11 protein-coding genes are annotated in these 13,070 nt (G+C 62.0%); 3 read left to right on the forward strand and 8 right to left on the reverse strand.

Annotated elements, in window-relative coordinates; genetic code table 11:
- Positions 1-702: LysR substrate-binding domain-containing protein (locus KGB28_RS10300; protein ID WP_223444646.1), on the reverse strand; the 702-nt coding region annotated here is incomplete at its 3' end.
- 268 nt (positions 703-970) lie between these two features.
- Between KGB28_RS10300 and KGB28_RS10305 the strand changes: the two genes are divergently transcribed.
- Both KGB28_RS10305 and KGB28_RS10310 read left to right on the forward strand, forming a co-directional pair.
- On the forward strand, positions 971-2,296 hold the full coding sequence (locus KGB28_RS10305) for an MFS transporter (RefSeq protein ID WP_223444648.1): 1,326 nt from the start codon (positions 971-973) through the stop codon (positions 2,294-2,296).
- Positions 2,297-2,366: 70 nt separating this feature from the next.
- Complete coding sequence (locus KGB28_RS10310) at positions 2,367-3,758, forward strand: FAD-dependent oxidoreductase (RefSeq protein ID WP_223444650.1); 1,392 nt, start codon at positions 2,367-2,369, stop codon at positions 3,756-3,758.
- 3 nt (positions 3,759-3,761) lie between these two features.
- On the opposite strand, the gene KGB28_RS10315 is transcribed toward KGB28_RS10310, so the two are convergent.
- Complete coding sequence (locus tag KGB28_RS10315) at positions 3,762-5,183, reverse strand: type VI secretion system Vgr family protein (RefSeq protein WP_223444777.1); 1,422 nt, start codon at positions 5,181-5,183, stop codon at positions 3,762-3,764.
- Between the two features lie 225 nt (positions 5,184-5,408).
- On the opposite strand from KGB28_RS10315, the gene KGB28_RS10320 reads away from it, so the two are divergent.
- Positions 5,409-6,113, forward strand: coding sequence for a YebC/PmpR family DNA-binding transcriptional regulator (locus KGB28_RS10320; RefSeq protein WP_008051121.1), 705 nt, complete (start codon positions 5,409-5,411; stop codon positions 6,111-6,113).
- A gap of 120 nt (positions 6,114-6,233) precedes the next feature.
- Here KGB28_RS10320 and KGB28_RS10325 read toward each other — a convergent pair whose 3' ends face one another.
- The 6 genes from KGB28_RS10325 to KGB28_RS10350 form a co-directional block, all read right to left on the reverse strand.
- Positions 6,234-7,547 carry a leucine-rich repeat-containing protein kinase family protein gene (locus KGB28_RS10325; protein WP_223444652.1) on the reverse strand — a complete coding sequence of 438 codons (1,314 nt, stop codon included), beginning with the start codon at positions 7,545-7,547 and terminating at the stop codon, positions 6,234-6,236.
- A gap of 215 nt (positions 7,548-7,762) precedes the next feature.
- Positions 7,763-8,887 (reverse strand): cell division protein ZapE, encoded by a 1,125-nt coding sequence (zapE, locus tag KGB28_RS10330; protein ID WP_223444654.1) that lies wholly within the window; start codon positions 8,885-8,887, stop codon positions 7,763-7,765.
- A 297-nt stretch (positions 8,888-9,184) separates the two neighbouring features.
- Positions 9,185-10,246, reverse strand: a complete 1,062-nt coding sequence (locus KGB28_RS10335; RefSeq protein ID WP_223444656.1) for an ABC transporter substrate-binding protein — start codon at positions 10,244-10,246, stop codon at positions 9,185-9,187.
- Between the two features lie 18 nt (positions 10,247-10,264).
- A complete protein-coding gene (locus KGB28_RS10340) occupies positions 10,265-11,380 on the reverse strand; it encodes an NAD(P)/FAD-dependent oxidoreductase (protein ID WP_223444658.1) in 1,116 nt (371 codons plus the stop codon).
- Entirely contained in the window at positions 11,377-12,732 is a 1,356-nt protein-coding gene (locus KGB28_RS10345) for an NAD(P)/FAD-dependent oxidoreductase (protein WP_223444666.1), read from the reverse strand. Before KGB28_RS10345 ends, KGB28_RS10340 begins: the two co-directional genes overlap by 4 nt.
- 41 nt (positions 12,733-12,773) lie before the next feature.
- Positions 12,774-13,064, reverse strand: a complete 291-nt coding sequence (locus KGB28_RS10350; protein WP_223444668.1) for a (2Fe-2S)-binding protein — start codon at positions 13,062-13,064, stop codon at positions 12,774-12,776.
- Positions 13,065-13,070 lie beyond the last annotated feature (6 nt).

The raw sequence follows: 13,070 nt of genomic DNA on the forward strand, positions 1-13,070 counted from the left end.
AATCCCCACCACCACCGCCTCCCGCGCTGCCTCCCGACCTTCAACCTGAATCGCTGGGCGGATGCGAAACCCGGCCCCGGCCATTTCCTCCTCCAGCGTCTGCCGGGTCACCGAACCGATTTCCCGCAACACCAGTGGCGTGTCGTCAAGGTCGGCGAGTGTGATGGATTCGCGCTCGGCCCACGGATGATTGCGCGACACGAACGCCACCATCGGGTCGTTACGCAGGGGCAGGGAAATCAGGCGTTCATCGCTGACGTCACGGCCCAGCAACGCCAGGTCGGCCTGATAGTTGAACAGTCGAAACAGCGATTCATCGGTGTTGCCGGTTTCGATCTTCACGCTGATCCCGGGGTAGCGCTCGCAGAACCGGGCGATCTGCGGCAGCACGTGGATCGGCGCATCCACCGCCAGAATCAGGCTGCCGGTCTGCAGGGCCTGGGAGTCCTGCAACAGTTCCTGAGCCTCGGCTTCGATGACAAACAATTTCTGCGTCACGCCGAGCAGGCGCTCGCCCAGATCAGTCAGGCGCACGGAACGCTTGTTGCGGTGAAACAGCAAAACGCCGTAGCGCTCTTCGAGTTTGCGCACCTGGTCGGAAATCGCCGGTTGCGTCAGAAACAGGCGCTCGGCGGCCTTGGTAAAGCTTCCATGCACCGCCACGGCATGGAAAGCTTTGAGCTGGGCGTGGGACACCGACATGGGAATCTCCAGTAACAAGCTGAACTTATATTTGAAATACGATAAATCGATTTCACTTATTAATCAGTAATTGTTTTTATCCACCTCAGCCCCGCTGACTGGTCAGTCGAACAGCAGCGGGTGCCATGAGCCTGTGCGTGCAACAACAGGACTCATCTGACCGGTATCCGCCGTAGGGACAGGGCGATATCGCAGTGCTCAACAATAAAAACACAGGCGTTTTCTTCCAATTCTGCCGGCACACTCACACCCTGAGGTCAGAACCACAATGAACAAGCACATCGGCACCATCAAGCGTTGGCGCGTGCAGATCTTCGCGATCACCTGGCTCGCCTACGCCGCGTTCTACTTCACCCGCAAAGCCTTCTCGGTCGCCAAACTCGGTATTGGCGAAGACCCGACCTTCATGCTCGACAAAATGACCATGGCCAACCTCGACGCCATCTACCTGACGGCTTACGCCGTCGGTCAGTTCACCTGGGGCATCCTGGCCGACCGCTTCGGGCCGCGGGTGGTGGTGCTCGGCGGGTTGGTGATTTCCGCCGCCGCGGCGCTGGTGATGGGCAACTTTGCAACGATACCGATTTTCGCTACCTGCATGCTGATACAAGGCCTGGCGCAGTCCACCGGTTGGTCGGGGCTGTGCAAGAACCTCGGCAGCTTCTTTCCCTCCGAGCAACGCGGACGGGTATTGGGCCTGTGGAGTTCCTGCTACGCCTTTGGCGGTCTGGTGGCCTCGCCGTTTGCCGGTTGGTGGGCGTACACGCTCATTGGCAGCTGGCATGCGGCGTTCTTTTCCAGTGCGGCGGTGGTTGGGCTGGTCGCCGTGCTGTTTTTTATTTTCCAACGCAACAAACCGGAAGACGTCGGCTTGCCGGCGGTGGAACCGGAACCCGAGCTGACCGCCGAACAAGCCGACGCGCAAAGCAAAATCAGCATGTGGGAGCCGTTGAAGGAAATCCTGCGCAACCGCACGGTGCTGGTGCTGGGGTTGGCGTACTTCATGCTCAAGCCGGCGCGCTACGCGATTCTGCTGTGGGGGCCGGTGATCGTCTTCGAACAGATGCCTTCGGTGGGCAAGGTCGGCGCTGCGATCATTCCGACCGCGTTTGAACTGGCCGGGTTGCTCGGGCCGATCCTGATTGGCCTGGCCTCGGACAAACTGTTCGGCGCCCGGCGCATGCCGGCCTGCGTGATCAGCCTGTTGGCGCTGACCGTGTCCCTGGCGTTTTTCATGGGCGCCCTGCATACCGGCAGCGTGCTGCTGGTGGTGGCACTGCTGTTCGTCATGGGCCTGACCCTCTACGGGCCGGACTCGATGATCAGCGGCGCGGCCGCCATCGACTTCGGCACCGCCAAGGCCGGCGCCACGGCAGCCGGTTTCGTCAACGGCTGCGGCTCGGTCGGGGCGATCCTAGGTGGATTACTGCCGGGCTACTTCGACACCGTTACCGTGTTCATCGTCTTCGCTGGCTGCGCCATGTTCTCGGCGCTGGTGTTGATCCCGCACTGGAACAGCCGCCCCGGTGGCCTGGGTACTCATTTTGCCTACGTGCCCAATCAAGCGATGACCATCAAACCCCTGCGTACCTGAATCCTGTCCCTCGTCGCCTGCTGCACCTGCGGCAGGCTGGCGTGTGGGCCACTGACCGGAGATTGACCCCATGAGACCCTTTTGGCTGGACCAGGCCTTGAAGGCTGATGCATCCGAAACCTGTCCGCCACTGCAAGGCGACACCCGCGCGGATGTCTGTATCGTCGGCGGTGGTTACACCGGGTTGTGGACCGCGATCATGCTCAAGGAACAGAACCCCGAGCTGGATGTGTTGCTGATCGAAGCGGACATCTGCGGTGCCGGGGCCAGTGGACGCAATGGCGGTTGTGCATTGTCGTGGTCGGCCAAGTATTTCACCCTTGAGCGTTTGTTCGGCGTCGAAGAGGCCGTGCGCCTGGTCAAGGAGTCCGAGCGCAGCATCCATGCTATCGGCGCCTTCTGCGAACAGTATGGAGTGGACGCCGATTACCGTCTTGATGGCACCCTCTACACCGCGACCAATCGCGCTCAGGTCGGCTCGACTGACGCTGTGATCGCGGCGCTGGAGCGCAATGGCATCAACTCGTTCACCCAGCGGCCAGTGACCGATGTGCAGCGCATGGCCGGTTCCAGCAAACACCTGGAAGGCTGGTTCTCCCCGGCCGCGGCCAGTGTGCAACCGGGCAAACTGGTGCGTGGCTTGCGCCGGGTGGCTTTGCAACTGGGGGTGAAGATTCATGAAAACACCGCCATGACCGGGCTGGAAGAAGGCAAACCAGCAGGTATCGAAACCCGTAATGGCACTGTTCGCGCCGACCGCGTGGTGCTGGCGATGAACGCCTGGATGGCCCGGGCGTTCCCGCAGTTCGAACGCAGCGTGGCGATCGTTTCCAGCGACATGCTGATCACCGAGCCTCGGCCGGAATTGCTCGACGAAATCGGCTTGACCAGCGGCGTCACGGTGCTCGATTCGCGGATTTTCGTGCACTACTACCACAACACCCCGGACGGTCGGATCATGCTCGGCAAGGGTGGTAATACCTTCGCTTATGGCGGGCGCATGCTGCCGGTGTTCGATCAGCCTTCGCCTTATGCCGGTTTGTTGCAGAGCAGTCTCGCGGATTTCTTCCCGGCGTTTGCCGACGTCAAGGTCGAAGCGACCTGGAATGGTCCATCGGACCGCTCGGTGACCGGGCTGCCGTTCTTCGGGCAGATGAGCGCCAGTGGCAATGTGTTCTACGGTTTCGGCTATTCCGGCAGCGGCGTCGGGCCCTGCCATATGGGCGGGCAGATTCTGGCGTCGATGGTCCAGGGCCTGGACAACCCCTGGACCCGTTCGCCGCTGGTCAACGGACCGCTGGGGTTTTTCCCGCCGGAGCCGATTCGCTATATCGGCTCGCTGATGGTGCGTAACGCCATCCGCCGCAAGGAGCGCGCGGAGGATCACGGGCGACGGCCACGGCATCTGGACGTGCGCCTGGCAAAGTTCGCCGCCGCGGCCGGCAAGGCTGACAAGGGCTGAGCGTCAGGGCGCAAGGTCCGAGCGGGTGAGCAGCCAGTCGAACAGCAGGCGGGTATCGCCACGGGGTTCATGCGGACGAGGGCGGCGAGGTTGTGGCCGAGGGCCCATGGCCGTACAGAGCACCGGGCGGTCCGGGTCACTGTCGAGGAAAATCACCAGTACCTCGCTGCCAGCCACGGGCAAGCGGGCCGGATCGATCCAGTTCTCGGCGGTGGTCAGCGCCAGCGGCAGCCACAGGCCGTCGGACGCCTTTGCGGCTGATGGTGTGGTGGGCCAGAGGCTCACCTGAACCCGGCCATCCTCGTCCACCGTCGCCGGTTGGCCGACCGGGCCGCACACCTGGCCGGGCTGATACCCGGGGATACTCGGCCTGAGTTGTTTGAGCGCGGGCCTGAACACGGTCGACCAGGGGATGGCGTTGAATTGATTGCGGTAACCCAAGGGCTTTCCCGCTGTGTCATCGAGCAGAATCGATGACTGACACCCCTGATGGCGGATTTCGGTAACCAACCATTGATCGTTGAAATTCGCCAGCGGATGCTCGGCCACCTGTACGATCCGGCCACTGCGTAAGACCCTCTGGTTACTTTGACCGTGGATCTGCAGGTGTCGGCAGCGCAGACGTTCCAGTTGTCGACGGCTGAGCTGGTCGCGATGTTGTTGCTCGCGAGCGCAAAAGTGCCTCGCCGTGGCGAACGAGTGGTTGGCTGCGCCGTCGCTGATGTCCGCTGCACCAGGATTCCTGGCGCCTGGGCGCACAGGGGAGAGCGGCGCATCATGACGCTGGAACAATTCGCTGATCACCGGTTCGTGGTGTTCGCGCAGGGCGCCGCTGCTCATCGACATGAGCAGCGGTTCCTGGGGAAAACTGAGGCTGTCATCGGCCAGCACCAGCACATGGCCGTCGCGTTGATGCTCGAAGTGATAGTGGATGCCTTCTTCCTCGCACAGCCGTTGCAGCAGCGCCAGATCGGTTTCTTCGTACTGAATGCAAAAAGGACGCAGGGGATAGTGCCCGGTTGCCAGTTCAAAGCGATAGCTGCCGGCGGGCAACCCATTTTCCTCCAGCAACCGGCGCAGGATCATGGGTACGCTGGCGCACTGGAAAATACGTCGGCATCGTTGCTGATCCAGCGCCTGGACACGGGGCACCAGCACCAGCTTGTAAGCGACCCGGTGTCCGCTTCGATGTTCACAACTGGCGCTGTGCAGCACGCCATGAATGCCTTGGTCGTGGCCAAATTCGAGGAACGCCGGTTGGCGCAGCAATCGCTCAAGGTTCAGGGCCGGTGCCAGCCCGATAATCTCGATGTCGAATCGATAGGGTTGGTTGAGTGCTTCATGACCACTGAACCGCACCACCTGGAAACTCAGGTCGTCGTCGAGAAGCGTCAGGGTGGTGGGACTTTCCTTGTCGTTGTGCATCGAACACGCTACCGCCGTGGAGTAGGGTGCAAAGCGTACGAAACCCCGGCGCATTGCGGGCACGGCAAAGCGACATTTCCGAATCGCCCTACAACCGCTGGTGAAGATGTCGATGCAAGTCGGGATTTTTTGGTCGATTGCCAACTTTAGGCCGTATAAACTTGCGCAAAGCGTCGGCCAATAGATGTCTCGGCGCCACAGATGCCACAGATAAGAGAGTGAGAAATGGGCGCACAGTGGAAGGTTAAACACAAAGAAGCGGCAGCCAATGCCAAGGGCAAGATCTTCGGCAAACTGGTGAAGGAAATCACCATTGCTGCGCGCAACGGCGCTGATATTGCTACCAACGCGCACTTGCGCCTGGTGGTTGAGCAGGCCAAGAAAGCTTCGATGCCCAAGGAAACACTGGATCGCGCCATCAAGAAGGGCGCGGGCCTGCTGGGCGAAACCGTGCAATACCATCGCGTGACCTATGAAGGGTTCGCCCCGCATCAGGTGCCGTTGATCGTTGAATGCGTGACCGACAACATCAACCGTACCGTCGCCGAGATCCGCGTGGCGTTCCGCAAGGGCCAGCTGGGCGCTTCCGGTTCGGTGGCCTGGGACTTCAACCATGTCGGCATGATCGAAGCGTCGCCGGACACCCCGGACGCCGACCCGGAAATGGCCGCCATCGAAGCCGGTGCACAGGATTTCGAGCCGGGTGAAGAGGGTGCAACCCTGTTCCTGACCGAGCCGACCGACCTCGATGCGGTACAGAAAGCCCTGCCGGAACAAGGCTTCACCGTGCTGTCGGCCAAACTGGGCTACCAGCCGAAAAACCCGGTCAGCGGCCTGAGCGATGAGCAGATGGCTGAAGTCGAAGCGTTCCTTGAAGGCCTCGATAACCACGACGACGTGCAGGATATGTTTGTCGGCTTGGCAGGCTGACCTGATTCGCCAGTGACGCCGTCTTCGCGAGCAAGCCCGCTCCCACATTAGATCGCGCCTGGCCGGGCAACTCGATTAACTGTGGGAGCGGGCTTGCTCGCGAAAATGACCGCGCAGCGGTCACAGATTTTTCAGTTGCTCCACGACTTCGCGAAACCCCGGCCGCTCCAGCACCTGCGGCTGGCAGCAACGCCGCTCCAGATCCTCCAGCACCCCACGCTGTTCAGCGCTCAACCCCGAATCAACCCGCTCCAGCAGTTCGCCTAGCAACACCCCGAACGCCCGCACCTCGATCCGCTGCAAGGCACGGCTTTCCAGGCTGTCGGAAATCCCGTGGAACGACGCCGCGCCAAAATCCCCCAGCAAGCAGTCACCCTGTTCATTCCACAGAATATTGTGCCCGTAGAGGTCGCCGTGGGTGATGCCATGGCCGTGCAGGTGTTCGGCCACCGAGGCAATGCCCGAGGCGATGCGCAGTGCCACCGCCGCACTGAAACGCAAGTCATCGGCATAAATGTCGCGGCTGCACGACGCCAGGCTCGGCAGGCTGGCGAGGTTGCGATAACTCGGTGCGATCAGTTGCATCACCAGCCCGGCGGTTTGCTGCGGGTGATCGACAATCCGCCCTTCGACGCGAATCAGGTTCGGGTGCAGGCCAGCGGTGATGCAGGCGTTCATTTCGTGCAGTGGCGAACCGTCGCTGGTCATTTCGCCCTTGTAGAGCTTCACCGCAACGGGCGTGGCCGGTTGGTCAGCCGGATGCCAGACGGCCTGATGAATCACCCCGGACGCCCCTTCGCCGAGTTTTTTCTCCAGGTGCAATGCCGACCAGTCAATGCGCGGTGTGGCGTCGAGGGCGGCGGCATCGGCTTCGGTTTCCAGCGGGTTACCGGCGTAGGCCAGCCAGGTCAGGCTCGGCAGCGTCAGTAGCCATTGTGGCAAGTCGGTGAGTTGGTTGGCGGCGATGCGGATCAGTTCCAGTCGATGACAATTGCGCATCGACTCCGGCAACGCCTGCAGGCGGTTACCGGCAAGCATGAGCTTTTGCAGGTACGGCCGCTCTCCCAACTCGTTTGGCAGTGTCTCGATGCAATTGTCGGTCAGGATCAGCCAGCGCAGCAGCGGTGGGAGTGCCGCAGCGGGCACTTGGGCGATGCGGTTGGCCTTGAAGCCGATCATCGTCAGTGCGGCACATTGGCCAATACAGGCCGGCAACTCGGCGAAACGGTTGTCGGAACAGAACAGCACGCGCAAACGGGTCAGGCGATGCAAGTCCTCGGGCAGGGCGCTCAAGGCATTGCCGCTGAGGTTGAGCACTTCCAGCGAATCCGCCAGATCGAAGATCTCCCGGGGAAACTCGGTCAGGCCTTCTGCCAGATCCAGCCGCGTGATGCCCGACAACTCGCCGGCACGCAATTGAGCAAGGGTATGCATGAACAGATTCGCTATTGATCAAGGAAAAGGCGCGGGGCCCCGGAAATGCGCGACATGATAGCGGGAAAGTTGTGGTGACTGTCAGGCCGCCTTCGCGAGCAAGCCCGCTCCCACATTTGATCGGTGTAGATCACAAATTCTGTATCCGACACAAATCCAGTGTGGGAGCGGGCTTGCTCGCGAAGAGACCCTTCAATACAACAAAAAGCTATCGATCAGACCGGTTCTCTGACTTCGACCAGTTGCCCCAATCGACTGCGCGTGCGCGCCAGATCAATGGCATCGCCACCCAGGCTTTCGCGCAATGAGTGCTGCCCGAGCAACGTCAGGTGCTTGTCCTGGTCGTAGAGCACGTCGATGAGGTTGATGAAGCGCTGTTGGGCGGCAATCGAGCACTCACCGAGCGGCGGCAGGTCATCGATGATCCAGCGGTCAAAACGACGGCACAACTCCAGATAGTCCATCACGGCCGTGGGTTGGTCGCACAGGTCGGCGAAGGTAAAGCCGATGCCGCGTCCTTCGCAGAAACGGGCCTGGAAATGCCGGGTGCCGACGGGCAACGACACGACCGGGGTGTCGCGATCCGGCAGGTTCAATGACTGACGCTGCGCCACGCTCGCCGGCCAGACGTAATGGCCCTGGGTGAACAACTGATGCGCATGGGTCCGGGCCTGGCTGCGATAGTCGTGGGGCCCGCCGACCTCCATCACCTGCATGCGCGCATTGATCAAGTCGATCACCGGTTTGAAGCGGGCGTGGTACAGCGGATTGGGTAGCAGGCCTTCGGGCGGATAATTGGAGGTCACCAGCAACAGGATGCCGCGCTGGAACAGTGCCTTGAACAGCCTGGTGATGAGCATTGCATCGCCGATGTCGTGCACATGGAACTCATCGAAACACAGCACCCGGCAATCGCTGAGCAGTTCATCGAGGGTGATCGCCAAGGCGTCGGCCTGTTCGCGGTGCTCGAACATGCCCTGGTGCAGCTGGGCGAAAAACTGATGGAAGTGCAGGCGTTGTTTTTGCGTGAGGGGAATGGCCCGGAAAAAACCGTCGAGCAGCCAGCTTTTTCCGCGCCCCACGGCGCCATGCAGGTAAAGACCCGGAAGGGGTTTCGCCGCAGCGCCCATCAGCATGCAGGCATGCCGGGCCATGCAGTCGATCACCCGCTGTTGGCTGTGACTGAGGGTGTAGCCCTGGGCATGAGCCTGATGGCGAAAGTAGTCGTGGATGACTTGGCCTGCCGCGGCGCTGCCAGCAGGAGGTGCCTTGCCGAGAAGGCGACGCAACGTTTGCCAGCGCGATTTGATTGGCGAACGGTTGGGCAGGCGAACGGCCACTGGGATATCACCTCTGGTGTGCGGGCAGGCTCTCCGAGCTGCGGCGGCATAGTGTAACCAGAGCGGGGAATCTGCTTCCAGCTGTGTCGGCATATTCTGGGCTAACGTCACTGGGTTCCAAAGGAACACCGCGAAACCTGTGGGAGCGGGCTTGCTCCGGGCGGCGTTCCGACGAATGCGTCAGGTCAGTCAATATCGATGTTGAATGACACACCGCTATCGTCGGAACGCCGCCCGGAGCAAGCTCGCTCCCACAAGGTTATGCCAATGTCCAGACCACTGCGCCTGGCGAGTGACCTAGCGCTCGATACTGCGGTTCCACCGTGCACTCCATGCCGGACGCTGTTCGTTGACCTGATCCCAATCCACGGCAATCGCCGTATTAAGGTACTGTTTCATGGCTTCGACCTGACCATGGGTTCGCTCGGTGGTCGGGGTGTTGGGGTTGGACGGAATCTGGTCGCCATCCTCGAGTGCGACGGCCTGGGCTTCGGGGGTCAGCAAGAAGGCGGCAAGTTTTTGCGCCAGCTCCGGTTGCGTGTTGTTGGCGATTGCGCATTCGGCGACGTTGAGCACCACGGCGCCTTCCTTCGGCTGTGCATATTCCACTGGCATGCCCTTGAGCTTCAGAGCCGTCACCTGGGTCGGCGTCAACGGGAACAGCGCCGCTTCGTCGGTCTGAAGCATTTCGGAGATCTTCGCCGAGCTCGGAATGTATTCCAGCACGTTACGCCCGACGGTGTTCGGCCAGGCCTTGAAACCAGGGTCGACATTGGTTTCAGTGCCGCCCTGGATCCGGTTGAACATCAGGAAACCGTGCAAGCCGAACGTCGAAGAGGCCATCGACTGGAACACTAGTTTGTCCTTGAAGCGCGGGTCGGCCATGTCCATCCACGAGGTTGGCGCGCTCCAGCCTTTTTCTTTGAACAGCCGGGTGTTGTATGCCAGCCCGGTGACCCCGAGGCTGACCGCCACGGCCTGGTCCTTGATCCGTCCCTTGGCCGGAATCTGTTCCAGCGTCGGGCTGTCTTCGAGTTTGTCGCACAGGCCCATGGAGATCGCGCGGTACATGATGCCGTCGTCGAGGAACATCACGTGCATCTGCGGGTTGCCCTTGCTGGCCTGGACCTTGGCCAGGATATCGGCGGAGGTGCCCGGCACGATCACCACTTTGACGTTGTTGGCCTTCTCGAAAGCCGGCAGCACCTTGTCGGCATAGAGCCGTTCCATGGTCCCGCCGTTCATGCCCAGATAAAGTGTCGGCTCGGCCTGGGCCTGAGTGACCGTGAGCAGGGTGCCCACGCAAGAAAAACTGAGCCAAGAGAAACCGAGCAGTGCACTGCGTTTGACATTATTCATTGGCGCGACCTTCCTCTATCAAGCTACGGAGATGGAGTGAAACCGGGTGATGGAAAACGCATCCAGCGACGTCTTTGACGCGCCGCTACAGATGATTTCGGTGAGCGCCTGGCCCACCGCGGGACCGATCTGGAAACCGGCGCCGGCAAAGCCGAACGCGTGCAACAGACCGGGTTGGGTACCACTGTGGCCGATCACCGGTTGGCGATCGGGCAGATATCCTTCGGTGCCGCTCCAGGTACGAATTGCCTGGGCACCTTGCAGAAACGGGTAGAGCTCGACGGCCTGGCGGAGTATTTCCAGCACTGCGCCTTGACCGGGGCGGGCGCGGATCTCGTCGAGGGCAAAGCCCTGGCCGCCGCCCAGTACGCAATTTCCCCGGGTAACCTGACGGGCATAAATGCCACCGCCCTCGACGCCGGTGCTGGCATCCATCACCAGCGGCAACGGTTCGGTGACCAGCATCGCCGGATGACCCGAATGCATCGGCACCGGTTCGCCGAACTGCGTGGCCAGGCTGCCGGCCCAGGCTCCCGCGCAGTTCAACAGCCAGGGTGCACGCCATTCCTGGCCGGTTTGCGTAAGCACACGAAATCCTTGCCCGTCATGTTCTACAGCGCTCACCGCGCATTGTTCGTAAACCTGTGCGCCCTGTTGCCGCGCCGCCCGAGCGAACGCCGGAGACACCAGCCGCGGGTTGGCGTGGCCATCGTCCGGGCAATAGGACGCGCCTGTCGCCACGTCTCCAACCCACGGAAAACGTGCGCGCAATTCGGTTCGGTCGAGCACTTGCAGATCGAGACCGAACCCCCGACTGCTATCGGCGTAGTCCTGCAGGGCTTGCAGATCGTTGAGGCTGCGGGCCAGTTTGAGGTGACCGCTACGCTGGTATTCGCCGTCGATGCCGATCAGTTGTGGCAACTGCGCCCAGATTTCATGGGCCTTTTGCGACAGCGGCAATTGCGCCAGGGGACGACCCTGACGCCGTACGCCGCCGTAGTTCACGCCGCTGGAATGTGAGCCGCAAAAATCCCGTTCCAGCAGCGCCACGCGCTGGCCGGCCCGACTGAGAAACAGGGCGGCGCTTGCACCGACAATGCCACCGCCAATGATGACTGCATCGACTTCGTTCACAGCTCGATCTCCAGGCCAAACGGCAGCGGTTTGATCGGTGCCTGGGCGCGCAACCGGCCGATATCGGACAGAGCGCGCTGGCTCTGGCAGGCAATGATTTCTGCTGCTGCGGCACCGCACATCCGCCCCTGGCAACGCCCCATGCCGACACGACAATGAGCCTTTACCCGGTTGATTTCCCAATGACCTTCGCGCACCACGTCGCGAATATCCCCGGCGCGTACTTCTTCACAGCGACAGACCATCACGTCATCGGCGAGACCAGCGGCCCAGTTGTCGGGAAATGTAAAGGCGCGTTCGAGACCCTGGCGAAATTCGCCAATGCGTTCCAGGCGCTGTTCCAACTGGGCAGGGCGCTGCGCCGGAATCCGATGACCCATGTCTTCGAGCACCGCCAATGCGGCGCGCTCACCGGCCATTTCCGCCGCGTCCGCACCCATGATGCCGGCGCCGTCGCCCGCCAGATAAACCTCGGCGACACTGCTGCGGCCCGCACGGTCACGCTGCGGTAACCAGGCGCGATTGAGCGGGTTCCAGGCGAATCCGCAGCCGAGCAGATCGGCCAGTTGGGTTTCACTGCGCAGGCCGTGAGCGAAGGCCACCGCGTCGCAGTCGAGTGAGTGTTTGCCCTTGGTGTTGGACCAGCGCAGCGATTGCACGCGTTGCTCGCCGTCGATGGTTGCCAGGGTCGCACCTTGATGCACAGGGATGCCGTGCGCGGTCAGCCAACTGCGGTAATAAATGCCTTTGGCCAACGTGGACGGTTGCGCCAGCAGACCGGGCAGGGCTCGGGCCTGTGCGCTGAAGGGTGAGCTGTCGAGCACCGCGACCACGTTGGCCCCAGCCTTGGCGTATTGATAGGCGACCAGGTACAGCAGCGGGCCGCTGCCGGCGAACACCACGCGTTCGCCGATGGCGCAGCCCTGGAACTTCAAGGCGATTTGCGCCGCGCCGAGGCTGTAGACCCCCGGTAATGTCCAGCCCGGTACGGGCAGAATCCGGTCGGTGGCGCCGGTGGCGACGATCACCCGGGAGAACTCCAAGCGTGCGGCGCGGCCGTTCTGCAAGGTGTCGAGGGCGCCGTCTTCGGCATTCCACACCAGGGTTTCGGGGCGGTAATCGATTTGTTCGCGCAGTGCGTCGATTGTCTTGTGCAGCGCATTGGCTTTGCGTGCTTCGAAGCCATACAGCTTGACCGGCGAACGTTTGAAGTTGGCCGGTTGACGCCGATAAATCTGCCCGCCGCCGCGTGCGGCTTCGTCCAGCAGCACCGGACGCACGCCATGGGCAACCAGCGTTTGTGCCGCACGAATGCCCGCCGGACCGGCACCGACGATGAACACAGGCTTCATACTCCCACAAGGGATTCGGTTTCTGCAGATGGAATGTTCATTCATAACGATCGCCCCGGTTCGCGGCAAACCTGCTGCCCGGCTTCGAGCAGCGTCGAGCAGGCGCGCACCCGGCGGCCATCGCCCAGTCGCACCCAGCAATCCTGACAGGCCCCCATCAGGCAGAAGCCGGCGCGGGGTTCGGCGCTGAAGTCGCTGCCGCGCAGATGTTCGCTACAAGTCAGCACGGCGGTCAGCACGGTATCGCCGAGCAAACCGCTGGCGGGATGGCCGTCGAGGGTAAAGTCCAGGGCCGGGCGGTCAGCCTCGGCCAGTCGTTTCAGCAGAGCCATGGCGCC

Source organism: Pseudomonas sp. BF-R-19 (assembly GCF_019956445.1).
GTDB classification, from domain to species: domain Bacteria; phylum Pseudomonadota; class Gammaproteobacteria; order Pseudomonadales; family Pseudomonadaceae; genus Aquipseudomonas; species Aquipseudomonas fluorescens_BH.